Raw genomic sequence first — 25,134 nt, forward strand, 5'->3', positions numbered from 1 at the left:
ACCTTGAGGGACCTAAATCATGATTCACTTGTTTTTTCCATTGCTGAGCCCTTTGATCTTAATGGCCTCAGCCTGGTATGCCAGCAAACATCCGGGTTTGCGCCCCGGCATAGTCCCAAAGCTGTCAGAATGGTCGGCCTTGGCAGCGTTTGCAGTGTCGGCCTTGGCGGCTTTGTTGTTGATCACCCAAGGCGCAGGGACATCCGGCTTGATCGGATTGTGGGGAATCGGCCTGTCTGTACGTCTGGACGCGGTCAGCGCCATAATGCTGGTTCTAGTCAGTTTCATCGGCTGGATTGTCCTTCGGTATTCCGCAACCTACATGGACGGAGAACCCCGTCAGGGCGCCTTTATGGGCTGGATGTCGGCCACGCTGGCAGCGGTTTTGCTGCTGGTGATGTCCGGCAATCTAAGCCAATTGCTAGCGGCCTGGGTTGTGACAAGCCTGACGTTGCACAAGCTCTTGCTGTTCTATCCAGACCGCACCACGGCGCAACGCGCCGCCCGCAAAAAGGCAGTCGTCGCCCGGATCAGTGAACTCGCATTGGCGGGTGCTCTACTACTGCTGGTTTTGGCCTATGGTACCTCGGACGTCGCCACGATCTTGTCCTCGGCGCAGCCCACAGCACTGACCATAGCCGCCGCGCTGCTGATTGCCGTCGCGGCTGTCATGGCGTCAGCGCAATTCCCAATTCATGGCTGGTTAACGGAAGTTATGGAGGCCCCTACGCCGGTTTCCGCCCTGTTACACGCTGGCGTCATCAATGCTGGCGGGTTCCTGTTGATCCGGTTTGCCGATGTCATGCTGGTGGCGCCGGGGATCATGGCGTTATTGGTAATGTTAGGCGGGTTCACCGCGCTGTTCGGCGGTCTCGTGATGCTGACACAACCTGCCGTCAAAACATCACTAGCCTGGTCCACCATTGCGCAGATGGCGTTCATGATCATGCAATGCGGGTTGGCCCTGTTTCCACTGGCGCTGCTGCATATCGTGGCACATTCCCTCTACAAGGCGCACGCCTTCCTCAGCGCTGGTGAGGCTGTGCGCAATGTGGCCGCAACGCGCAAACCCGGCCCGGTTGCAGTGCCAAGCCCAAGAAATGTGCTGCAGGCATTTGTGATTGGAATTCTCATATACGGCGTGGTTGCCGCGATCTTTGGCATCGACGGAAAGTCAATTCAGGCGATCGCTCTGGGTGTGATCTTGATCTTTGGCGTCGCGTATTTGCTGGCGCAGGGCTTTGCCGATGCCGCACCTGGCGCACTGACGCGCCGCACTGTGATCTATGCAAGTGTCACCTCGGTTAGCTACTTCGTACTCCAAATGGCCGCGCAACACCTGACTGCAGGAACTCTGCCAACAACCCCTGCCCCCGGTCCCTTGGAATGGGCCCTGATCATTCTCGCCTTGGTCAGCTTTGGCGCTGTTGCGCTAGCACAATCCACCTTCCCGCTTTGGGCATCGCATCCGGCTGCCGCCGGTTTACGGGTCCATCTTTCGAACGGGCTGTACGCAAACGCAATTTTTGATCGGCTGCTGGACGGATGGTCCAGGCACCGGGCCGCGTGAAAGGACCACTTGAGATGTATATGAAACACGAAAGCTATCCCGCCGCTCTTTTGGAACTGGTCGCAATTGCCAATGATGCTGTCCGTCAGATACCACCACTGTTCCCACTTGCTTCAAGCGTTGCCGTGAACCCGTTCCTTGGACACCAAGACGAGAGTTTCGCCGTGGCCGCGGCCCGTCTGGGACGGGTGGCGGGCCAACGTATCACACCAGATCGGTCAGTTTGGGCACAAAAGCTCAGGACAGGTGAACTGTTGGATGCTGATCTGGTCGAGGCGCGCACGGCCATCGACACTCCGTTTGATATTCCCAGCCTTGAGGACCTGAAGACTGCATTGGGCGCAGAACCTGAACCTATGGCAGCGTTGCCTACAGTTGCTGAACTTGCCACCGAAGTATCTGGTGTCGATTGGTCGGGATTGATTGAGGAACGGATTGGCGCTTGGGCGGCCAGTCACTTTGATCAAGGGCAAGCGCTGTGGCAGCCCGCCCGGACAGGCGGGGCGTTCAGTGCATGGCGCGACTTTGCCTCGCGTGATCTGACACTTGAAATTCATGGGCTAAAAGGGTTCGGCGCCTTTGTGGCCGGGACCAACAGATCACAATGGCGCGCCATTGGCCGGGCCTGTGAAACCCTTGGTGTGACGCCGGGCTCGGCAGGCACAGCCTTTCATCGCTGGCTCATCACGTTGGGCGGTTGGGCGCAGTATGCGCGCTACCTTTTGTGGCAGGCCGAACTTGCAGGGCAGACCGAAACGACAACGACGGAACTACTGGCCATTCGGCTGGTGTTTGAAGAGGCGTTGTTCAATCAATATCGGGATCAAATCTCGGCCCGTTGGGTCGAAACAATCGCTCAGCACGAAGCACCTATTACCCCGACCCGAGACTTGGCTATCGACGCGATCTGGCAAGATGCTACAGAACGGGCGCAGCAAAGGAAGCTTGGCGAAGCTCTGACGGCGCATCACCCTCGCAAAGCTGAAGGACGCCCATTGGTTCAGGCTGCGTTTTGTATCGACGTACGGTCTGAAGTGTTCCGCCGTGCGCTTGAAGCACAGGGCGCCGGTATTGAGACAATTGGCTTTGCCGGTTTTTTTGGGCTGGCCAGTGCTCATAAGGCCGCCGGATCAGATGTGACCGAGCTGCGCGGACCGGTCCTGTTGAACCCAAATGTCACCTCAACCGCGGCGGAGGATCAGCACGCTGATCTCAAACGTCGGTACACAGCGCGGGCCAAGCGTGCTTGGGGTCGGTTCAAACTGGCAGCAGTATCGTCGTTCGCCTTTGTCGAAGCCACCGGCCCCGTTTATGCTGGGAAACTATTGCGCGATGCGATGGGTCCGAAGAATGGGACTGGCCGGATCGATCCCGCGCCGCAATTGGACCCGTCGATTGATCTGGCAACGCGTGTCGATATGGCCAAATCCATACTGACAGCGATGTCACTGACCGATAATTTCGCGCCAATTGTCATGCTGACTGGCCATGGTGCGGATGTCACAAACAACCCGCACGAAAGTGCGTTGCAATGCGGCGCCTGCGGAGGGCATGCAGGGGATGTCAGTGCGCGCCTTTTGGCTGGGTTGTTAAATGACGGCGCGGTGCGTGACGGGTTGCGCACGGCAGGCATCGATATTCCGACGGATACGCTGTTCCTGCCAGCGTTGCATCATACGACAACCGATGAGGTGACTCTATTCGATCAGGATATCGGTAAGGGCGCGCAGGCAGAGGAAATTGAAAACCTGAGAGGTTGGTTACAGTCAGCCGGACGTTTGGCGCGGGCCGAACGCGCCGACCGACTGCCGCGTGCGACCAAATCGGACGACATCGCGCGCCGCGCCGTGGATTGGGCCGAGTTGCGGCCGGAATGGGGATTGGCCGGATGCCGGACCTTCATCGCGGCCTCGCGCAATCGGACCGACGGGGTCGGTCTCGCTGGGCGATCATTCCTTCATAGTTACGACTGGCGCGCAGACGAAGGTCTTGGAGTTTTGGAACTGATTATGACCGCGCCAGTCGTGGTCGCCAGCTGGATCAGCTTGCAATATTACGGCTCGACCGTCGCACCCAAACTGTTTGGTGGCGGCAACAAGCTGTTGCACAACGTTGTCGGTGGTATCGGCGTGGTTGAAGGAAATGGCGGGTCATTGCGGCCCGGGCTGCCATGGCAGTCGGTTCATGATGGAGAAAACCTGCAGCATGAGCCGCTGCGCCTGTCCGTTATCATCGAAGCCCCGATTGAAGCTATGAATGGCATCCTAGAAAGGCATTCGGGTGTTAAGGCTCTGTTTGATAATCGCTGGCTACACTTGATTGCAATGGATGAGAACGGCGATTTGGCATGGCGCTATCATCGCGATCTGGAATGGGTCCCGATGACAAACAATGCTGAGGAACATCAAACTATAGCCGCAGAATAATGGCGCCAATTGGTTGGTCCGGACGTGCCCCCCGAACCAACTTCACACCGCGAAGCGCGGAAAAGTCAGAACAGTGCCTTTTAGAAATCCAGGCCCAGATCGACAGTCCGCACAGAATGCGTCAGCGCACCGGATGAGATATAGTCCACCCCGGTCGCAGCAATGGATGCGATTCGGTCGAGTGTCACATTGCCGCTGGCCTCGGTCCTGATACGTCCGTCCACCATGGAAACCGCCTCGCGCAGCGTGTCATTGTCCATATTGTCCAGCAACACCACCGAGGCACCACCTACTTCAAGCACTTCTGCCAGTTGGTCCAGCCGGTCCACCTCGATCTCCACAGCCATCATGTGACTGGCTTGCGCCTTCGCGGCATCCAATACCTGGCGGATGCCGCCCGCTGCGGCGATGTGGTTGTCCTTTATCAAAATTGCATCGGATAGCGAGTAGCGATGATTGAAGCCACCGCCATGCAGCACTGCCAGCTTTTCAACCATCCGAAGCCCCGGCGTTGTCTTGCGGGTGCAAGTCACGCGGGCCGAAGTACCTTTGGTTTGTTCAACGAATGCTGCCGTCTGAGTTGCAATTCCGGTCAGCCGACCGGCGAAGTTCAAGGCGACCCGCTCACCCGACAGGATGGACGCGGCAGATCCGGAGATGGTCATAAGGCTATCGCCACTACGGCACGCAGCCCCATCCTGTGTATGTGAAGTTACTTCAAGCGAAGGATCAACCAAACGAAAGGCAATCGCTGCCACTTGCATACCGGATACAACCGCATCCTCGCGTGCGTTCAGCCGTGCCTGGTAGGTTACGCCATCGGGAATAACGGTGCGTGTCGTCACATCGCCATAGCTGCCGAGGTCTTCCATCAACGCAGTCTTGATCATCGGTTCGAGGACAAGATCAGGCAGGTTTGAGAAACTCATGTTAGCTCCTTGCAGGCCTGGGCCCGAATGGTGAGTGCATCGGACAGGTACATCCGAGACCGTTTGCCGGGCCCTTCGGTCGTTTCCGGAAAATCGGATCGCTCGTGGGCACCGCGGCTTTCTTCGCGGACCAAGGCACCTGCGGCAATCAAGGTCGCGGTGGCGCACATATTGCGGAATTGCTGGCAATCGCCATGTTCCGCCTCAAGCGCTTCGATTACTTGCAACGCCCGCGTCAACCCTGCGCGGTCTCGGACCACCCCGACGTTTTGCGTCATGGTCTTGCGCAGGTCTTCAACCGCTTTGGCCTTGTTGGGCGACTTACCGTCGGCAAATTGAATTTCGATTAAATCCGCATCTGCAACGGGTGGCAAAGTGTCCGCTATGCCGTCAGCACAGATGCGGGCGTAGACCAACGCTTCTAACAGGCCATTCGACGCTAATCTGTTTGCCCCGTGCAATCCCGTTGATGAGGCCTCACCACACACCCACAAGCCACTAAGACTGGCCCGACCTTCAGTGTCGGTCGCAATCCCGCCCATGTGGTAATGCGCGGCCGGCGCTACAGGGATTGGGTCTCTTGCGGGGTCGATGTTATTGCGAGCACAGTAGCTAGCAACAGACGGGAACAGGTCTTTGACCCGCTCGCCCAAGGCTGTGCGCGTGTCCAGCATGGGCCGGTTCCCGGCTTGAACCTCCGCAAAGATGGCGCGGGCCACAACGTCCCGTGGGGCAAGTTCTGCGTCTGGGTGCATGGCCTGCATAAAACGCGCGCCGTGTTTGTTGATAAGAACAGCGCCTTCCCCGCGCAGGGCTTCGGTCGCCAAGGGTGCAGGATCTTCGCCCACGTCCATCGCGGTGGGGTGGAATTGGACAAATTCGGCGTCGGCAATCAACGCACCGGCCCGCGCGGCCATGCCAATAACCTGCCCGCGAATACGTGGGGGATTGGTTGTTAGTGCATAAAGACCACCGGACCCGCCACCGGCCAACAACACCGCCGAGGCCCGCAATGTCACGGTCTGCGAACCATCCTCGGAAGCGTCCTGAACAGCGACGCCCGTCACCTGCCCGTCCGACACGGCCAATCCAACGGCAATTGTGCCCTCGAGAACCTGAATAGATGGCGTTTCCCGGACACGATCAATCAAGGCAGCCATGATCTCACTGCCAGCTTGATCGCCCTTGACCCGCACAACACGGGCGAAACTATGGGCGGCTTCACGGGACAGAACATAGCCGCCATCTTCCGAGCGATCGAAAGGTGTGCCCATCGTCGTCAAGTCGAGAATGTAGTCGCGTGCTTCGCGGGTCACCAGATCTGCAACATCGGGCACGACGGTTCCTGCCCCGGCTTTTACAGTGTCTTCTGCGTGGCTTTCCGGACTGTCCGCACGGTCCATCGCTGCGGCCACGCCACCTTGGGCCCATGCGGAACTGGCCCCTTCGCCCAACGGATCAGGTGAGATCACAGCAACGGGTCGCGGCGCCAGTTTCAGCGCGGCATAGAGCGCACCAAGCCCGGCCCCTACGATAACAACCCGGTCCGTCGTGATTTCGGTCATTTTCGATCAGAGACCAAGCTTGCGTGACAGATCAATCATCGCTTGCACCGACTTACGTGCCTTGTCAGCGACATCTTCATCGACCTCGACCTGACCTTCCATCGTGTGCAAAACGTAGAGAATCTTTTCCAGCGTGATCTTCTTCATGTAGGGGCACATGTTGCAGGGTCCGACAAATTCGACCTCTGGCAACTCATCGGCAATGTTCGACGCCATCGAGCATTCTGTGATCAGCATCGCGCGCTCGGGCTTTTTGTCGTGCACGTACTTGAGAATACCGCTGGTGGATCCCGAAAAATCAGCCTCGGCCACAACATCCGGCGTACATTCCGGGTGGGCAATCAATTGCGTGCCGGGGTTCCACTCTCTGAAATCGCGCAGGTCTTTTGCCGTGTATTGCTCGTGCACAATGCAAGAGCCGGGCCAATACACAACGTTCTTGTGGCTTTCATTGGCGACGTTTTGCGCCAGATACTGGTCAGGCGTCATGATGACCGTGTCGCTGTCCATCGCATTCACGATCTGAACTGCGTTGGACGACGTGCAACAGATGTCCGAGGCGGCTTTGACCTCGGCCGTAGTGTTTACATAAGAAACAACGGGTGCGCCTGGGTATTTGGCGCGCATCTCTTCAACCCCATCGGCCGTGATCGATTCTGCTAGCGAGCAACCGGCGGCCATGTCTGGCATCAGCACGGTCTTTTGCGGGCTCAGGATTTTCGACGTCTCAGCCATGAAATGCACACCCGCCTGAACGATCACGTCCTCTTTGACGTCGCTGGCTTTCATGGCCAGCTGCAGGCTATCGCCAACAAAGTCGGAGACGCCGTGGAAGATCTCGGGTGTCATGTAATTATGCCCAAGGATCACCGCGTTACGCTCTTTCTTTAGCGCATTGATTGCACGGACATAGGGCGCATAGACTGCCCAATCCGGCGGGCTGATCACCCGGTCCATACGCGCATAGATATCCTGCATCTCTGCGGCCAGCGTGGCCGAAGGGGCAAGGTCATAGACGTCCGTCAGAACGGACCGAACATGTGTAATATCGAGCAACGGACGAACCACCTTTTCAGTTGTCGTGTGCCTGGCGGGCTACATAAAAACATAGGCGTATCCGATAGAGTTTAAATCCGAAACCGGAAATTTCGACGTTAGCGCTAAGTTAGGCTGGCAAATCCATAGATGGCAGGAAACGCCCGGAGTGCATCAGACATTCCGGGCGATTTGGTCACCCAAGGATGCCCGGCAGGCGCAAACCGTGTTCCCGGGCGCAATCTTTGGCGATGTCGTAACCTGCGTCCGCATGGCGCCAAACCCCTGAGGCGGGATCGTTCCACAAAACCCGCTCCAACCGTTTGGCGGCGGCGTCGGTTCCGTCTGCACAGATCACCACGCCCGCATGTTGGCTGAACCCCATGCCAACGCCACCGCCATGATGTAGCGACACCCAGGTTGCGCCCGAGGCTGTATTGACCAAGGCGTTTAACAGCGGCCAGTCGGAAACGGCATCCGAGCCATCTTTCATCGCTTCGGTCTCGCGATTGGGCGAGGCGACCGAGCCACTGTCCAGATGATCCCGCCCGATGACAACGGGGGCTTTCAACTCGCCAGTGCGCACCATTTCATTGAACGCCAACCCCGCTTTGTGGCGGTCACCCAACCCGATCCAGCAGATCCGCGCGGGCAGACCCTGAAACGCAATCCGGTCCCGCGCCATGTCCAACCAGTTATGCAGGTGAGCGTTCTCGGGGAATAACTCCTTCATTTTGGCGTCGGTCTTGTAGATATCTTCTGGGTCGCCTGAAAGGGCGCACCAGCGGAACGGGCCAACACCTCTACAAAACAGCGGGCGGATATAGGCAGGCACAAAGCCGGGGAAGGCAAAGGCATTCTCCAGTCCCTCATCCTGCGCCACCTGTCGGATATTGTTGCCATAATCCAACGTCGGCACGCCCGCGTTCCAGAAGTCCACCATCGCAGAAACATGCTGTTTCATCGAGGCGCGCGCGGCTTTCTCTACCGATTTCGGATCGCTTTCGCGCCTGTCTTTCCATTGCGCCATGGTCCAACCCAACGGAAGATACCCGTTCACCGGATCATGGGCCGAGGTTTGGTCGGTAACGATATCGGGCCGCATCCCGCCCGCCTGCATCCGGTTATAGATTTCCGGGAAAATTTCAGCCGCGTTGCCCAGCAGACCCACCGACTTTGCCTCGCCCGCCTTGGTCCAACGGTCGATCAACTCAAGGGCTTCGTCCAGCGTTTCGGCTTTTTCATCAAGGTACTTGGTGCGCAGCCGGAAATCGATGCTGTTGGGGTTGCACTCAACAGCCAGACAGCAGGCCCCGGCGAATACGGCGGCCAGCGGTTGCGCACCGCCCATACCGCCCAAGCCTCCGGTCAGGATCCATTTCCCAGTCAGGTCACCGTCATAATGCTGTCGCCCGGCCTCGGCAAAGGTCTCATAAGTGCCCTGCACGATGCCTTGCGTTCCGATATAGATCCACGAACCCGCCGTCATCTGGCCGTACATCATCAGGCCCTTCTTATCGAGCTCATTGAAGTGGTCCCAGTTGGCCCAATGCGGCACAAGGTTGGAATTCGCAATCAGCACCCGGGGCGCGTCTGTGTGGGTTCGGACAATGGCGACGGGCTTGCCGGACTGAACCACCAGCGTTTCGTCATCTTCCAACTCTTTCAGACTGGCGACAATCGTATCAAAATCCTTCCACGTCCGCGCAGCGCGACCAATGCCACCATAGACCACCAGCTCATGCGGGTTCTCGGCCACATCGGGATGAAGGTTGTTCATCAGCATCCGCATCGGCGCTTCGGTCATCCAGCTTTTGGCATTCAGTTCCGGGCCAGTGGGTGGATAAACGTGACGGGTGTTTTTGCGAGGATCGGTCATGGGGCAAGCTCCAATACTGTATCTTGGATGGCGTCCAGAATGTCGGTGAGCCAGCGGCGCAGGCGGGTGGCTTTTTCTAGATCATAAGTCCAGGGCGGGGCCTCTGCGGTCAGATAAGTGGATTGGGCCAGCTCCATCTGAATAGCGTGGATACCCTCGGATGGGCGACCATAGCGTCGCGTGGTCCAGCCTCCTCGAAAACGCCCGTTCAAGACCGTGCTGTAGGGCGATGAGGCAGCAAACTCATGGGCAATGGTCTCGATGTCCGGCGCACAAGTGGCACCACCGTCTGTGCCAATATTCATATCTGGCAGTTTACCGTCGAACAGGAAGGGAATGCGGCTGCGGATTGAATGACAGTCATAAAGCACCGCAGTCCCATGGATCGCTCTCACACGCTCCAGCTCTGCTTCAAGTGCTGTATGATACGGGCTGTGGAACGCATCGCGCCGATCTGAGATATCCTGCTCCGAAGGAGGAACATCCCAGATGTCCCGCCCGTCAAAATCGGTCAAAGGCACCAGTGTCGTCGTGTTCTGCCCAGGATAAAGCGACACACCTGAGGGGTCACGATTCGCGTCGATCACATAGCGGTGGAACATCGCCCTGACCGTCGTCGTATCCGCCAAAAGCCCATCGTAAAGACTGTGAATATGCCAATCCGTATCCGTCAGCTCCTTGCCACGGGCGTTCAGTTTGGCCTTGATCACAGGCGGCACATAAGTACCGGTGTGCGGTAGGCCAAGAACCACTGGGCCGGTGCCCCGTGTGATTTCGACGGGGTTCGTCATGCGCCAAGATCCGGCATGGTGATCCCCGTGCCTTGGGCAATCTCGCCGCTGCCAATCAGGGTCGCGGCGGCCTCGATATCCGGGGCGACATAACGGTCATCTTCCAGAACTGGAACAACCGCGCGCAGGCGAGCCATAACGCCCTGCAGCGCGTCGCTGGTTGGCAAAGGTGAGCGAAATTCGACACCTTGTGTGGCGCAAAGCAGCTCGACCCCCAGAATGCGTTCTAAATTGGTCACCATCTGCCCCAACCGGCGGGCACCATGGGCAGCCATGGACACATGGTCCTCTTGATTGGCCGAGGTTGGCGTACTGTCAGTGACGCAGGGATTGGCCAGATGCTTGTTCTCGCTCATCAGCGCGGCAGTGGTCACCTCGGCGATCATATAGCCTGAATTCAACCCGGGGTTGGGGGTCAGGAAAGGCGGCAGATCAAAGCTCAGCACCGGATCAACGATCAGGGCAATGCGCCGCTGCGCAATAGCTCCGATTTCTGCCAGGGCCAGCGCGATCATATCGGCGGCAAAACCCACCGGCTCGGCGTGGAAGTTCCCGCCCGATACGATCAGCCCCGCTTTGGACAAGACCAGAGGATTGTCCGTGGCCGCATTGGCTTCAATCTCAAGCGTTGTCGCCGCTTGACGCAAAACATCCATCGCTGCACCGACGACCTGAGGCTGGCAGCGAATGCAATAGGGATCCTGCACACGTGTATCGCCGTCCCGGTGGCTTTCACGGATAACAGATCCGGCCAGGAGGGCACGCATGGTTGCCCCGGCTTCGATCTGACCGCGATGGCCGCGCAAGCTGTGAATCTCGGGCTGCAGCGGAGCAGTTGAGCCCATAATCGCATCGGTGGTCAGGGCCGAGGTGACCAGAGCGCTTTGCGCCGCCTGCCAGGCTCCAAACAGACCGGCCAACGCAAAAGCGGTGGAGAACTGCGTACCATTGATCAGCGCCAGCCCTTCCTTGGGGCCCAGTTCAACCGGGTTCAAACCAGCTGCCGCCAGGGCCGCGTCGCCGGGCATCACGTTACCTTTGAACTCGGCCTCTCCAGCACCCATCATGACAGCAGCCATATGCGAAAGGGGCGCGAGATCACCCGAAGCCCCAACCGAGCCCTGCGCCGGGATCACGGGCGTAACGCCTTTGGCTAGCATTGCCTCTAGAAGGTCAATCAATTCCAACCGTACACCTGATGCACCACGCCCAAGGCTGAGCAGCTTTAACACCATCATCAATCGCGCATGTGCACGCGGGATCGCTGGCCCAACACCACAGCAATGGCTGAGGATCAGGTTGCGCTGCAGGGTCGCAGTATCCTCGGGTGCGATCTTGACGCTGGCCAGTTTGCCAAAGCCAGTATTGACGCCGTAGACCGCCGCATCGCCAGCTGCTGCGGCGGCGATACTTTGGTGCGCAGCCTCAATCGCAGGGCGGCAAGTCGCATCCAAACGCACGGCGCATTCTTTGCGGAATACCTGTTCAAGTTGCTGTAAAGAAACAGTGCCGGGGGTCAGCGTCAGACTTGTCACAGATCACCTCCGGTAATGCGGGTATGCAACGGATTAAAACCAATGCGATACGACAGTTCGGCCGGGTGGGTTACGTTCCAAACTGCCAGATCAGCGCGCAAACCCGGGGCGATCTGACCGCAATCTGACAGACCCAAGGCGCGAGCCGCGTGGGCCGTGACGCCTTGCAGGACTTCTTCGGGGGTCATACGAAACAGGGTGCATCCCATATTCATAGCCAAAAGCAATGAGGTCATCGGAGCCGATCCCGGGTTGCAATCCGTGGCCAAAGCCATGGGCACGCCTGCTGCTCGTAGCAGATCAATCGGCGGTGCCTGTGTCTCACGCAACGTGTAGAAAGCACCCGGAAGGATCACGGCAAGGGTGCCTGCTTTGGCCATGGCGTCAACGCCGTCCTGATCGAGGTATTCGATGTGATCCGCTGACAATGCGCCGTAGTTCGCTGCCAGTTTCGCCCCACCCAGGTTCGATAGTTGCTCGGCGTGCAGTTTGACAGGTAGTCCCAGTTCTTTGGCAACCTCGAACAGCGGCACCAATTGCTCGGGCAAGAACGCGATGCCTTCGCAGAACGCGTCCACGGCATCCACTAACCCCTGCGCATGAGCCTCTTTCAGTGTCGGGATGCACACCTCAGCGATATACGCCTCTGCCCTGCCATTGAATTCGTCGGGCACAGCATGCGCGCCAAGAAAGCTGGTCACGACACGGATGGGACGATGGCTCGGTAAGGCCCGTGCGGCGCGAAGCATGTTCAACTCGGTATCCGGGTCCAAACCATAGCCGGATTTGACCTCTACGACCGACACACCTTCGGCCAGCATCGCATCGACGCGCGGCAGGGCCTGCGCGATCAAGTCGTCTACACTGGCTGCGCGCGTGGCTTTCACGGTCGAGATGATACCACCGCCAGCGCGCGCCACCTCTTCGTAACTGGCCCCGTTCAGGCGCATCTCAAACTCAACAGCGCGGTGGCCGCCGTGGACCACGTGTGTGTGACAGTCGATCAGCGCAGGCGTTACCAAACGCCCTTCCAGCGCGGTTCGGGGTCGATCCGCATATTTGTCCGGTAGGTCTTCTTGGGGCCCGACCCAGACGATACGCTCATTCTCAACCGCTATCGCCGCACGCTCAATCAGCCCGTAGGGCACCGACCCGCCGATCATCGTCGCGGCGTTCAGATCTGAAAATACGCGAACTTGCGTCTCCATTCGACTTAGAGCCCCTCTGCAATTCTCTCTTTTCTAGTACAAATCATTATGTAATATGTCTATGCATAAAATGAGGTAAAAATGTCTGCCATCTTCGCAAAGCACGCCCTGCTGAATACGGGCTGGGTGACCAACCTGCGGTTAGAAATCGATGCTGGGCACATTTCGTCCCTGCAAAAAGACAGCGTGGCGCAACCCGGCGATATCACGGCGGACACGTTGTTACCGGCAATGGCCAATCTTCATAGCCACGCGTTTCAACGGGCAATGGCCGGGATGACGGAACACCGCATGGTCGGGCGCGACAGTTTCTGGACCTGGCGAGAGCTGATGTATCGCTTTACGGCTCACCTGAACCCCGATCAGATCCAGACGATTGCGGCGCTGGTCTACATGGAAATGCAGGAGGCTGGGTTTGCATCGGTCGGCGAGTTTCACTACCTCCATCACCAACCCGACGGCACACCTTATGATCGGTTGGGCGAGTTGTCGGACCGGATCATGGCCGCCGCAGCCGAGACCGGGATTGGCCTGACTCATTTGCCGGTTCTCTACACCTATTCGGGCGCGCGCGAAAACCCACTGGAAGCTGCTCAGAAACGCTTTGGCAATAACGTCACCCGTTTTTGTGTGCTGGTCGACCAGGCCAAAGATGCTCTCTCATCCCTGCCCAAGGATTGTCGGCTTGGGATTGCACCCCATTCCTTGCGAGCCACCTCGCCGCACGACCTGGCTGCCGTCTTAAAGACCCATTCGGCGGGGCCCATTCATATCCATATTGCTGAGCAACCTAAAGAAGTTGCGGAAATTGAAGCAGAGCTGGGTGCGCGACCCGTCGAATGGCTGCTGAACAATGCCCCCGTCAATTCTAAGTGGTGCCTGATCCACGCTACCCACATGACCGACCGTGAAACTCAAAACATGGCTGCCAGCGGTGCGGTCGCCGGGTTGTGCCCGATCACCGAGGCAAATCTTGGCGACGGTCCCTTTAACGGTGCAAACTATCTTATGTCAGGCGGGGCGTTTGGCATCGGGTCTGATTCTAATGTTCTGATCTCATTGACCGAAGAACTGCGCATGCTTGAATATTCGCAGCGGCTGCGGGATCTGTCGCGAAACGTAATGGTTCGCGGCGAAGGATCTGTCGGGCACTCGCTCTATTGCGGGGCAGCTATTGGAGGCGCGCAGGCTTTGGGTCGGTCCGCAGGACAGATCGCAGAAGGCATGCTGGCTGATCTGGTTGCTATCGACAGTCGGGATCAAGCCTTGTGTTGCCTAAAAGCCGAACAGCTTCTGGATGGTTTTGTCTTTGCCGCAAGGGATCACGTGGTAACGGACCTGTGGTCGGCCGGCCGTCATTGTGTCAAAGAGGGCCGGCATGTTGACCGAGACAGGATCGTTGCCCGATACAGGACGGTGATGACCCATCTGATGGCTTGCCTCTAGATGGTGCAATCAACCCTTTGCACACGCCCTATTTCCCGACATATTGATAATATGTCTACTATTATAAGCAAGAGCCACACGTGACAGAGCCAAAGAGTATCGGATTCCAGGGTATCCGTGACGAAGTCATCGAGCGCATCCAGACACGGGTGTGGCCGCAAGGCAGCCTGCTTCCGACCGAGTTAGAACTGGCCGCCGAGTTTGGTTGTGCCAGGGCAACCGTAAACCGGGCGCTACGCGAACTGGCTGAACAAGGTATTGTGACCCGCAAACGCAAAGGCGGGACACGGGTTGTTACGACGCCAGTGAAACAGGCCAAGTTGCCCATCACTGTTGTGCGTCAAACCGTCGAAGACATGAACGCGCAATACCGTTACGCTCTTGTGAGCCGGACGCTGATTGACTGCCCGGCCTGGTTGCAGGCAAAGCTTGGAATCCCCGAAGGGACAAAGGTGCTGCGTCTGCAATGCATGCATCACGCCGACAACCGCCCGTTTCAGTTCGAAGAACGCTGGATCAACGTCGGTGCGGTCCCACATGTGGTGGATGAGGATTTTCTGACCGTTGGCCCAAATGAATGGTTGTTGGCCGAAGTGCCCTTTTCAAACGCGGAAATCTCATTTTCCGCTGTTCCCGCCGAAGGGCAGCTGCAAGATTTTTTGTCGGTCCCCTCAGGAACGCCTTTGTTCCAGTTGGAACGCACAACATGGTTCCGAAACGATCCCGTGACATTTGTGCGCATGACCTTTCACCAGGGATATCGGATGCGGACAACGTATTGATTTTGTCGAAGCGGCATCAACCTCACGGCATTTGATCTGGCCGGACCCGTAACCTTACTCTGGCCAGGGAAGTGAGTAGCATTTAACGTTGGTGAAGAACTTCATCGCCTCTATGACGCCTTCCTTGACACCATTGCCGCTGTCCTTGATGCCGCCGAACGGAGACATCTCGGTGCGGTATCCGGGTTGTTCCCAGATGTTGCAGGTGCCGACGTCGAGACCATTGATAAAAGCAATCGCGCGGTTCAGGTCGTTGGTACAAACGCCGGATGACAAGCCAAATGCCGTCCCGTTTGAAATCGCCATCACCGCCTGATCATCGTCGGGGACGCGGACAATCGGAATTACCGGACCAAAGGTCTCTTCCATCACCAACTCACTGTCATGAGGAACTTTATCGACAACAACCGGGGGCAACAGCGCGCCCTGTCGACCCGGATGGTACAGTATTTCAGCCCCCCGCGCGGCCGCATCAGTCACGCGCTTATCGAACAACGCGGCAGCTTCGGCGTGGATCACACATCCCAGCTGAGTTTCCGGGTCTTGTGGATTGCCAAAACGGATGGCTTTGGCTTTCTCCAAAACCATCGGCGCAAACCTGTCAGCGACACTTTCCTGAACCAAAATACGTTTGATCGCGGTACAGCGTTGACCTGAATTCCCCGTCGCCCCTGCCACGGCGATGGTTGCCGCCCTATCCAAGTCAGCGTCATCAAGATCGTTTAATACGATCAATGGATCGTTTCCGCCCAACTCTAAGGCCTGACGCTTGTAACCGGCTTTGGAAGCGATCAGTTTACCGATAGGAACACCACCAGTGAAAGTGATGATATCGATGTAATCGTTCGTAATCATCTCGTCACCAATGTCATCTGGCCAACCAGTAACCACCTGGAACATCTCGGGCGGCAAGCCCGCCTCGTATAGGATATCGGCCAGTGCCAGCGCCGTCAGAGGCGTCAACTCGGTGGGCTTGCAGACCATACAATTGTTCGTGGCAATCGACGGCGCAATCTTGTGGCTAACCATGTTCAATGGGTGATTGAAGGGGGTAATGGCGCTGATGGCCTTAACCGGTTCGCGTTTGGTAAAGATCTTTCGGGCCTTGCCGTTTTGGGTCAGGTCGCAGGAATAAACCTGGCCATCGTCAACAAGCGCTTGCGACGCGGCAAACTGAAAAACATCTTCCGCGCGCTTTGTCTCATAGATGGCATGTTGGTGGCAGATGCCCAGCTCTAACGTCAGCCACTTGGCCAGATACGCGCGCCTCTCTCCGATCAGTTCGGCTGTCCGCTGCAATATCTGGCTGCGTTCGAACCGGGTCAGACCAGACGTGTAGTTGGCAGCAATTTCAAACGCCTGTCGTGCATGTTCAGCCTTGCCCGCGGGAACTGTGCCAATCACTTCGTTAGTATAGGGATAGTGAACAGGAATGGTGTCTTCGGTGAAAACAACCTTTCCGCCAATGCGCATACCTTCGTTACGAATTTCGGCCGTCATTGCGCGTATGTCCTCATCTGTAAGACCAACGGCTGTTCGAGATCGAAAGCGTTTATCGGCTCTGTGTGCCGGGACAAAAATGATCAGATGGCCGTGCTTTTCAACAAGAAAATTGCTACCCGAGCCAATGCGCGCTACCCACTATAGTCAAACCCCGTAGCGCGCCATGAACATGTCGACCGCCTGCAACGCGACCTCACCTATCTCAGCTTCGGTAAAGCTGTTCTGGATTCCAAAGGCTGCGCGTGTCCAAATCCGCACTTTGCAAAGCTCCGAGAATTGTTCCGCCGCAATATGAACATCCTCGACCGCCAATTCGCCCTTGGCCACGGCCTTTTCCAGATACTCTGCCATCTGGCGCTGGCCGTTCTGAGGACCCGCCTCATAAAACGCTCGTCCCAATTCCGGGAATCTGTCGCGCTCGGCGACGCAGATACGAAACACCTGCTGGGCAAAATCGGACACAAGAAAACTGGTCAATTGCGTCGCAGCGATCGACAAAACCTCACGCGCGGGTTTGGTTTCGTCGATCATCGAGATGACCCGATCCGCCATGCGGCTGCATTCGGTTTGCGCTACTTCCATGAACAACAAGCGTTTGTCGGGGAAATAACTGTAGAGCGTCGCTTTGGAGACTCCCGCCGCACGCGCGATGTCATCCACGCTTGCGCCTTCAAACCCATCCGCCATGAAAACCTCTCGGGCCCCGCGCAGAACCTGGTCGAATTTTCGGCCGGTGCGCAGGATGGCGGCGGTCTGGGTCATGTCATCTCCTCAGATTTCGAATGGATTGAGTTTATAAACCGATCAGTTCAGACACAAGGATTCTCGGCGAAATTCGGGCGGCTCACGCAGAGTTCATTATTTTGGTGGCCCAATTGCACCTTTGCACTAAGCCCACCAAATATATGGCACATCCGATCCGCGGCGGTTGCGCCAAGCACAATCCGTGTTAGGACGTTTCGCATGGTCGATATCTTTTTACGCACACTTCCTTTCTTTGCGATCATCGGCCTGGGATATTGGGCCGGGCGAACCCGGTTTTTTACCGCAGAAGCCACAGCATATCTCACAAAATTCGTTTTCTATTTTGCTCTCTCGGCGATGCTGTTTCGCTTTGCTTCCACGCTACCATTTGCCGAGATATTCAATGGCCGATTGATGCTGGGGTACCTGATCGGGACCGCTGCGGTTTACACCTTGGCAACCTTCGTGGCCTGGATGCGGGGTCTCGACATACCCACCGCTGCGGTCGAGGCGCAATGTGCGGCGATTGGAAATGTCGGCTTTCTAGGCCTGCCCATGCTGGCGCTGCTGTTTACCGAGGCTGCGATAGGGCCCGTCATGCTGGTGTTAACAGTGGATCTGGTGGTCTTTTCGTCGCTTATCGTCATCCTTATCAATGGAGGCCAGGATGGAAAGCTGACACCTGCCACGTTTCGACTGATCGGGTTGGGCCTGCTAAAAAACCCGATGATAGTATCTATTTCCGCAGGCCTCATCTGGTCTGCATTTCAGGTGCCCGTCCCGACACCTCTGAATAACTTCCTGACTATCCTTGGTGGCGCTGCGACGCCCGGCGCATTGTTCGCGATCGGTGCCTCGCTTGCCGGAAAGTCAGCGGAACGGGTCCAAGTCGCTGCCTGGCTTAGCTTTTGCAAACTGGTCATCCATCCGGCCTGCGTTGCTGTTGTTTTGATCTGGTTGATCCCTATCGATCCCTTCCCGGCAGCGGTTGCCATCGCAGCGGCTGCGTTGCCTGTTGCAGGCAATGTATACATGCTGGCGGCGCATTACGGGATCGCACCACACCGTGCATCGGCAGCGATATTGTTGTCGACCATCGCCAGTATTTTGACAATTCCGCTGGTTATCGCTTGGGTTGGAACACCCTGATCGGCACCATTGCGAAAAAAGCCCGCCGCCCAAGACGCGCGGACTTTACGCGAGGACGTTGGATCGTTAGCCATATCGCGACACTAATGTAAGGACGATGCCTGATGGAAACCCTATCGGAAAATGCCTGTTTCGGTGGCGTGCAAGGCGTATACCGCCATGCCTCAGCTGCCTGCCAGTGCGACATGACCTTTGGTCTGTTTCTGCCAGTCGAGGCCAAGGATGGGCCGGTTCCAATCCTTTGGTATCTGTCGGGCCTAACTTGCACCCATGAAAACGCCATGACCAAAGCTGGGGCGCAGGCCTGGGCGGCCGAGCAAGGTATCGCCGTTGTCTTTCCAGACACATCGCCGCGCGGCGACGGTGTTGCTGATCACGACGATTATGACCTGGGTCAGGGTGCCGGATTCTATGTCAACGCAACTCAGAGACCCTGGGCCCCACATTTCAACATGTGGGATTATGTTGCCGAAGAACTGCCCGCATTACTGGTCGAAAACTTTGCGATAGACAGCGATCGTCAGGCAATCACCGGGCATTCCATGGGCGGGCACGGAGCGCTGACGCTGGCCATGAACCTGCCAGGACGGTTCCGCTCGGTCTCGGCCTTTGCGCCGATTTCCAACCCCACCGGCGCTGATTGGGGGCGCAAGCAGCTAAGCGCCTACCTGGGTGGGGATGAAGCACTTTGGGCCAAACACGACGCGTCGGTGATGATGAAACAGACCGGTTTTGACGGCCCGGTCCTGATCGACACAGGGGCCAATGACCAGTTTATCGATCTGTTGCGTCCCGAAGCGCTCGCCAACGCCATTGCCGAACGTCGCCAGCAAGCGATCTATCGTCTGCAACCCGGCTACGATCACTCGTATTTCTTTGTGTCCACGTTCATGGAAGACCACGTCACCTTCCATGCCGAGGCGCTATACGGAGACTAAGGGATGAGCGAGTATGACTATGACCTGATCATCATCGGCTCCGGCCCTTCGGGGCGAGCCGCGGCAATTCAGGCCGGCAAGCTGCAACGGCGTGTTCTGGTCATTGATCGTCAGGATCGGTTGGGGGGCGTTTCCGTCCACACGGGCACGATCCCGTCCAAAACACTTCGCGAAACTGTCCTGAACCTGTCGGGTTGGCGCGAGCGCAGTTTTTATGGCCGTTCTTACCGGGTCAAAGATCAAATCCGCGCCGAAGATCTGAAGGCCAGGCTGCATATGACACTCGACCACGAGGTCGACGTGTTAGAACATCAATTCAATCGAAACCATGTCGAAACACTGAATGGCTTTGCTAAATTCATTGGACCGCACGAGGTCGAGGTGGCAACAGACGCCGGTGAATCAACGCGCCTGACAGCGGCCAAGTTTCTGATCGCGACCGGTACAAAGACCTATCGGCCGGATTACGTGCCCTTCAACGGCAAGACTATCGTCGACGGCGACACTTTTCTGGAAATGGCTGAAATCCCCCGCTCTCTCGTGGTGATCGGAGCCGGGGTGATCGGCGTTGAATATGCTACCATGTTCTCTGCCTTAGATGTGCGGGTAACGTTGATCGAACCACGTGATACCTTCCTCGATTTTATCGATAGCCGGTTGATCCATGATTTCACCCACCAAATCCGCGAAAACGGCGTAGATCTGCGATTGGGATCGGCCGTCGAAAAGATTGAAGACGCTGGCAGCCATGTTGAAGTCACATTGGACAATGGGCGGCACGTTCGGGGCGAAATGCTGCTGTTTGCAGCCGGGCGCATGGGGGCTACGTCAGCTCTCAATCTGGATTCCGTTGGGCTGGAAACCGATCACCGCAACCGCATCAGTGTGGACCGCAAAACCTATCAGACAACGGTGCCGCATATCTATGCAACCGGTGATGTGATCGGGCACCCGTCGCTTGCGTCAACATCATTGCAGCAAGGTCGTGTGGCGGCTTGCCATGCGCTGGACACCCCGACATTGCCGGAAAGCCCATGGTACCCCTATGGGATTTATTCGGTGCCTGAAATTTCCACCTGCGGTATGTCCGAAGAAGAACTGCAGGAACGTGGCATCCCCTACGAAGTCGGCGTGGCACGATTTCGCGAAACCTCGCGCGGGCATATCATGGGGTTGGAACATGGCATGTTGAAAATGCTGTTCTCATTGAAAACCCGACGGGTTCTGGGTGTGCAGATCGTGGGTGAGGGCGCGACCGAGCTGATCCATATTGCGCAGGCGGTGTTGAACCTGAAAGGCACTGTGGATTACTTCGTGCAGAACACGTTCAACTATCCGACCCTCGCAGAAGCCTATAAGATCGCCGGCCTAGACGCGTTCAATCGCATGCCGATCCCCGAAGAATTCAAGGTGCGCAAGAAAGCCGAAGAACCCGCCAAGAAAGAGGCCAAGAAAGCGTGACCACGCTCTACATCGACGGAGATGCCTGTCCCGTAAAGGCCGAGGCCGAGCGGGTGGCCACAAGGCACAAAGTGCCAATTGCGCTGGTCTCAAACGGTGGGCTGCGTCCTTCGGCCAATCCGTTGGTACGAGTCGTAATTGTCGCGGAAGGCGCAGATGAGGCAGATAAATGGATCGCGGACCGCTGCGGCACAGGTGATGTAGTGGTCACATCAGACATCCCTCTGGCAGCAAAATGTGTTGAATCCGGCGCGCGTGTCCTGCGCCCGAATGGTGAGGCGTTCACACAGGCGAATATTGGCCAGCAGCTGGCGATGCGGGATCTTATGGCCGACCTGCGCGCAGCCAATCCGCTGGGTGCTGGCGGCGGCGGAAAACCCTTTGGCAAGGTTGACCGGTCCCGCTTTCTAGACGCATTGGAAAGGGAATTGCGAGCCTCGCAGCACCAGTAGCGACCCTGCAAAATCGCCAAATACCGGAATTGCTGGCGGCTTTCGCTTGCGTCTGATCGCAGCAACCTCAACACTCGCCCAGGACAACACAGCGGGTTTGAGCACGGAGCGTAGACTATGAAGGTGAAAAACGATCACTATCGGTCGATCTGGTGGGACAAAACGGCTGGTGAGGTTCGGATTATCGACCAGCGATGGCTACCGCATCAGTTTCGAATTGTGACCCTGAAATCCCTCGACGAATTCGCGACGGCAATCCGCGACATGTGGGTCAGGGGCGCGCCGTTGATCGGTGCGACCGCTGCCTTCGGAATCGCCGAACAAATGTCGCGAGACAGCTCGGACGCCGCGTTTGACGCCGCTTACGACGTCCTGCACGCCACGCGACCCACAGCCATCAACCTCCGATGGGCGCTGGACAGGTGCCGCGCGGCACTGATGCCTCTGGCCATCAGTGACCGTGCCGATCAGGCCTGGACCCTGGCGCAGCACATCGCTGATGAAGATGTCGAGATCAATGCATCGATTGGCCGGCACGGTTTAGAGCTGATCAAGGAGATTGCAGCGCGCAAACCCAAGGGCGAACCAGTCCGCCTGCTGACCCACTGCAACGCGGGCTGGCTCGCAACGGTGGACTGGGGTACAGCAACCAGCCCTATGTATCACGCGCATGAGGCAGGTATTCCAGTCCACATCTGGGTCGATGAAACTCGGCCCCGCAATCAGGGGGCGCTGACCTCATGGGAACTGGGCGAGCACGGCATTCCGCATCGATATATCGTGGACAATGCGGGAGGGCATCTGATGCAGCACGGGCAAGTCGATGCGGTAATCACCGGCACCGACAGAACCACAGCGCAAGGGGATGTGTGCAACAAAATCGGCACATATCTGAAAGCACTTGCGGCCCACGACAACGGGGTACCGTTTTACGTCGCCCTACCATCGCCAACAATCGACTGGACCGTACGGGACGGCGTGGCCGAAATCCCGATCGAGGAACGCGATCAGCGCGAGGTGACTCATGTGATGGGCGTTGACGATCAGGGAACTGTCGAAGATGTGCGCGTTGCGCCAGACAGGACCGAGGGCGGCAATCCTGCCTTTGATGTCACCCCGAACCGGCTTGTTACGGGCCTAATTACCGAACGCGGCGTGTGCGACGCCTCGGCAGAGGGACTGTCCGCGCTGTTTCCCGACCGGGCGGGTTAACCAACGCTGACGGTTTAGGCCGGCACCGTTGCGCCGCGGTTCTCGCGGATTGGCAGGTGAACGATCGCACTGAACGCACCGATGGCTACACCGATCCACCAAACCGTGGTGTAGTCGCCATATTGGTCATACATGCGGCCACCCAACCAGACGCCCAAAAAACTGCCAACCTGATGGCTGAAGAAGATAATGCCGTAAAGTGTTCCCATGTAACGCAGACCGTAGAGATGCGCGACCAGGCCAGATGTCAGAGGAACGGTTGCCAACCAGAGCGACCCCATGACCAGCGAGAAAGCAATCACCGAAAGTGGTGTAATCGGAAACACGATGAACAACGCCGCCGCAATTGTGCGCCCGGTGTAGACGGCCGCCAGCAGGTACTTCTTTGGGAAATGATTTCCTGCCCAACCTGCCAGTAAAGTGCCGCCAATATTGGCCAATCCAATCAATGAGATCGAGACGGCACCCAACGCGGATGTCGAGGTGATACCGATCGAATGCAGAACGCCCCCCGGTTGGATCGGACCACACATCTCGGTCACGAAGGCAGGAAAATGCGCGGTGATAAAGCCTAGCTGATACCCGCAACTGAAAAACCCCACGAAGATCAACGCATAGGACGGGTCACGAATTGCTTTGCCCAAAATCTGGGCCATGCTTTCTTCCAGCTCGGCCTTGCTGACAGGCTGCGGTGCACGCATGAACGGCAGTGTCAGGACGAGTGCCAAAACCGCAATTGCAAAGACAATGAAGACTTGTTGCCAAGGCAGGAATGTCAGCAACCATTCCGCAATCGGAGCACCGAGAACCTGACCAAAGCTGCCGGCTGCGGTGACAATGGCAAGCGACATGGACCGGTTTTCGTCAGACGATGCCCGGCCCACCACGGCCAGAACCACGCCAAACCCGGTCCCGGCGATACCAAATCCGACAAGCCAGGCGTACATCTGGTGTTCAAACGGCGTAACGGACCACGCCGAAAGCACCATCCCTGCGGCATAGACCAACGCGCCCAGAACGATCGAGCGGCGATCGCCCACCTTTTCAGCGATTGCCGCAAAGATCGGCTGTCCAATCCCCCAAGCCAGGTTCTGAATCGCGATGGCCATCGAGAAATCGGTACGCAGCCAGCCGAATTCCTCCGCTATCGGGATCTGGAACACGCCGAATGAGCCACGCACAGCAAAGTTCACCGTGATGATGATGCAGGCGACAATCAGGATTGGATTCATCAGGCGAACGGATTGCGGCATTTGATCCTCGGGGCATTCGTATGACGGAAGTTACTGGTTTTGGTGAAGGCGTCAAATCAGCAGATTTGCGGTCACGGATAAGCAAATTTGATGCCTTGGGAGATTTGGCTGCTTTTCAAGTGGCAAGTCCAACGCTAAGGCTCAGACCTATGACGGATCTGATTTCGCTTTATGAGGCCCGCATCGCCGACGGATCATTGACCCGAGATGATGCGCAGGAGGCCGTTCTGCCGCATTTCGAGCGCATTCGAAAAGCATTGGCCGAACCGGTCAAACGCAGTCTCTTTCGCAAGGCTCCGCCTGCACCCGAAGGATTGTATCTGTGGGGCGGTGTTGGGCGTGGAAAATCCATGTTGATGGATATGTTCGTCGACAATTTGACAGACATTCCGGCAAGACGCGTTCATTTCCATGCGTTTATGCAGGAAATCCACGCCGGAATGCACAAGGCACGACAGGACGGGGTCGAAGACGCTTTGGGACCCGTGGCGCAGGACGTCGTGAAATCCGTGCGTTTGCTGGCTTTTGATGAAATGCAAATCACCGATATCACCGATGCGATGATTGTTGGGCGCTTGTTCGATATGTTGCACAAGGGCGGCGTGGTGATAGTCACAACGTCAAACCGCCATCCGGACGGCTTGTACAAGGACGGCCTGAACCGACAACTGTTCCTGCCATTCATTGCTCATATCAAGGAACAACTTCAGGTTTGGGAACTGGTGTCACCCACCGATTATCGACAGAATCGGCTGGAAGGTGCGCCGGTCTATTTTACTCCGATCGGCCCAGAGGCGCGTCAGAGTATTCGTAGTGTGTGGACGGATCTTGCGGGTGGTCCAGCTGATCCGCTGGTGCTGCAGGTCAAGGGGCGTGCCGTTGAATTGCCCCAGTTCCGCAACGGAGTGGCACGCGCCTCGTTCTATGATCTGTGCGGACGTATGCTGGGGCCAGCCGATTACCTCGCCATCGCTGAAGAGGTGAAGGTTCTGGTCCTCGAGGATATCCCACGACTATCCCGCAACAATTTTAACGAGGCCAAACGGTTCGTCACACTGATTGATGCGCTTTACGAAGGGAAAGTTCGCCTGATCTGTTCCGCCGCCGCCGAGCCAGAAATGCTCTATGTCGAAGGCGAAGGAACGTTTGAATTTGAAAGAACCGCCTCGCGCTTGCGGGAAATGCAGGATCAGGGCTGGGGGAAATAGGGACTCTGCCCTCGCCGCCATAGGTGGGCCCGCAGATATTTGTCGCAA

Annotated in this window: 20 protein-coding genes; 10 read left to right on the plus strand and 10 right to left on the minus strand. The window is 57.3% G+C overall.

The genetic code is table 11. The features are described 5' to 3' along the window. Window positions 1–19: 19 nt before the first annotated feature. Both Q1B21_RS14085 and Q1B21_RS14090 read left to right on the plus strand, forming a co-directional pair. Complete coding sequence (locus tag Q1B21_RS14085; protein WP_299890260.1) at window positions 20–1,570, plus strand: proton-conducting transporter membrane subunit; 1,551 nt, start codon at window positions 20–22, stop codon at window positions 1,568–1,570. A 14-nt stretch (window positions 1,571–1,584) separates the two neighbouring features. Beyond that, window positions 1,585–3,996, plus strand: coding sequence for a YbcC family protein (locus tag Q1B21_RS14090; RefSeq protein WP_299890262.1), 2,412 nt, complete (start codon window positions 1,585–1,587; stop codon window positions 3,994–3,996). An 80-nt stretch (window positions 3,997–4,076) separates the two neighbouring features. Here the strand turns inward: Q1B21_RS14090 and nadC are convergent, their stop codons facing one another. From nadC to hutI, 7 genes are all read right to left on the minus strand, one after another. Continuing rightward, window positions 4,077–4,925 carry a carboxylating nicotinate-nucleotide diphosphorylase gene (gene nadC / locus Q1B21_RS14095; RefSeq protein ID WP_299890264.1) on the minus strand — a complete coding sequence of 283 codons (849 nt, stop codon included), beginning with the start codon at window positions 4,923–4,925 and terminating at the stop codon, window positions 4,077–4,079. Further along, window positions 4,922–6,490 carry an L-aspartate oxidase gene (locus Q1B21_RS14100; RefSeq protein ID WP_299890267.1) on the minus strand — a complete coding sequence of 523 codons (1,569 nt, stop codon included), beginning with the start codon at window positions 6,488–6,490 and terminating at the stop codon, window positions 4,922–4,924. Before Q1B21_RS14100 ends, nadC begins: the two co-directional genes overlap by 4 nt. A 6-nt stretch (window positions 6,491–6,496) precedes the next feature. Further along, window positions 6,497–7,546, minus strand: a complete 1,050-nt coding sequence (gene nadA, locus Q1B21_RS14105; RefSeq protein ID WP_298935101.1) for a quinolinate synthase NadA — start codon at window positions 7,544–7,546, stop codon at window positions 6,497–6,499. Between the two features lie 175 nt (window positions 7,547–7,721). Next, window positions 7,722–9,404: a urocanate hydratase gene (gene hutU, locus Q1B21_RS14110; RefSeq protein ID WP_299890268.1), complete on the minus strand. Its 1,683-nt coding sequence runs from the start codon at window positions 9,402–9,404 to the stop codon at window positions 7,722–7,724. Next, a complete protein-coding gene (gene hutG, locus Q1B21_RS14115) occupies window positions 9,401–10,195 on the minus strand; it encodes an N-formylglutamate deformylase (RefSeq protein WP_299890269.1) in 795 nt (264 codons plus the stop codon). Before hutG ends, hutU begins: the two co-directional genes overlap by 4 nt. Further along, window positions 10,192–11,730, minus strand: a complete 1,539-nt coding sequence (gene hutH, locus Q1B21_RS14120; RefSeq protein WP_299890271.1) for a histidine ammonia-lyase — start codon at window positions 11,728–11,730, stop codon at window positions 10,192–10,194. The genes hutG and hutH overlap by 4 nt, the downstream gene beginning before the upstream one ends. Then, window positions 11,727–12,938 (minus strand): imidazolonepropionase, encoded by a 1,212-nt coding sequence (gene hutI, locus Q1B21_RS14125; RefSeq protein ID WP_299890273.1) that lies wholly within the window; start codon window positions 12,936–12,938, stop codon window positions 11,727–11,729. Before hutI ends, hutH begins: the two co-directional genes overlap by 4 nt. An 81-nt stretch (window positions 12,939–13,019) precedes the next feature. On the opposite strand from hutI, the gene Q1B21_RS14130 reads away from it, so the two are divergent. Continuing rightward, window positions 13,020–14,384, plus strand: a complete 1,365-nt coding sequence (locus Q1B21_RS14130) for a formimidoylglutamate deiminase (RefSeq protein WP_299890275.1) — start codon at window positions 13,020–13,022, stop codon at window positions 14,382–14,384. Between the two features lie 80 nt (window positions 14,385–14,464). Then, window positions 14,465–15,166 carry a GntR family transcriptional regulator gene (locus Q1B21_RS14135; RefSeq protein ID WP_299890277.1) on the plus strand — a complete coding sequence of 234 codons (702 nt, stop codon included), beginning with the start codon at window positions 14,465–14,467 and terminating at the stop codon, window positions 15,164–15,166. 54 nt (window positions 15,167–15,220) lie between these two features. Here the strand turns inward: Q1B21_RS14135 and phnY are convergent, their stop codons facing one another. Next, on the minus strand, window positions 15,221–16,666 hold the full coding sequence (phnY, locus tag Q1B21_RS14140; protein ID WP_299890279.1) for a phosphonoacetaldehyde dehydrogenase: 1,446 nt from the start codon (window positions 16,664–16,666) through the stop codon (window positions 15,221–15,223). Window positions 16,667–16,813: 147 nt separating this feature from the next. After that, complete coding sequence (locus tag Q1B21_RS14145; protein WP_299080364.1) at window positions 16,814–17,431, minus strand: TetR/AcrR family transcriptional regulator; 618 nt, start codon at window positions 17,429–17,431, stop codon at window positions 16,814–16,816. 201 nt (window positions 17,432–17,632) lie between these two features. Between Q1B21_RS14145 and Q1B21_RS14150 the strand changes: the two genes are divergently transcribed. From Q1B21_RS14150 to mtnA, 5 genes are all read left to right on the plus strand, one after another. Next, complete coding sequence (locus Q1B21_RS14150) at window positions 17,633–18,562, plus strand: AEC family transporter (protein WP_299890282.1); 930 nt, start codon at window positions 17,633–17,635, stop codon at window positions 18,560–18,562. A gap of 104 nt (window positions 18,563–18,666) precedes the next feature. Beyond that, window positions 18,667–19,500: an S-formylglutathione hydrolase gene (gene fghA / locus Q1B21_RS14155; RefSeq protein WP_299890284.1), complete on the plus strand. Its 834-nt coding sequence runs from the start codon at window positions 18,667–18,669 to the stop codon at window positions 19,498–19,500. A gap of 3 nt (window positions 19,501–19,503) precedes the next feature. Next, the gene (gene sthA / locus Q1B21_RS14160) at window positions 19,504–20,961 is read left to right on the plus strand and encodes a Si-specific NAD(P)(+) transhydrogenase (RefSeq protein ID WP_299890286.1); all 1,458 of its coding nucleotides are present in this window, start codon (window positions 19,504–19,506) and stop codon (window positions 20,959–20,961) included. Then, window positions 20,958–21,413, plus strand: a complete 456-nt coding sequence (locus tag Q1B21_RS14165; protein ID WP_299890288.1) for a YaiI/YqxD family protein — start codon at window positions 20,958–20,960, stop codon at window positions 21,411–21,413. The genes sthA and Q1B21_RS14165 overlap by 4 nt, the downstream gene beginning before the upstream one ends. Window positions 21,414–21,530: 117 nt before the next feature. Next, the gene (gene mtnA, locus Q1B21_RS14170) at window positions 21,531–22,625 is read left to right on the plus strand and encodes an S-methyl-5-thioribose-1-phosphate isomerase (protein ID WP_299890290.1); all 1,095 of its coding nucleotides are present in this window, start codon (window positions 21,531–21,533) and stop codon (window positions 22,623–22,625) included. 14 nt (window positions 22,626–22,639) lie between these two features. On the opposite strand, the gene Q1B21_RS14175 is transcribed toward mtnA, so the two are convergent. Next, window positions 22,640–23,878, minus strand: a complete 1,239-nt coding sequence (locus Q1B21_RS14175; RefSeq protein WP_299890292.1) for an MFS transporter — start codon at window positions 23,876–23,878, stop codon at window positions 22,640–22,642. Window positions 23,879–24,027: 149 nt separating this feature from the next. Between Q1B21_RS14175 and zapE the strand changes: the two genes are divergently transcribed. Next, a complete protein-coding gene (gene zapE / locus Q1B21_RS14180; protein WP_299080384.1) occupies window positions 24,028–25,086 on the plus strand; it encodes a cell division protein ZapE in 1,059 nt (352 codons plus the stop codon). Window positions 25,087–25,134: the final 48 nt, after the last annotated feature.

The organism is uncultured Ruegeria sp. (genome assembly GCF_947504215.1).
Lineage (GTDB): Bacteria > Pseudomonadota > Alphaproteobacteria > Rhodobacterales > Rhodobacteraceae > Ruegeria.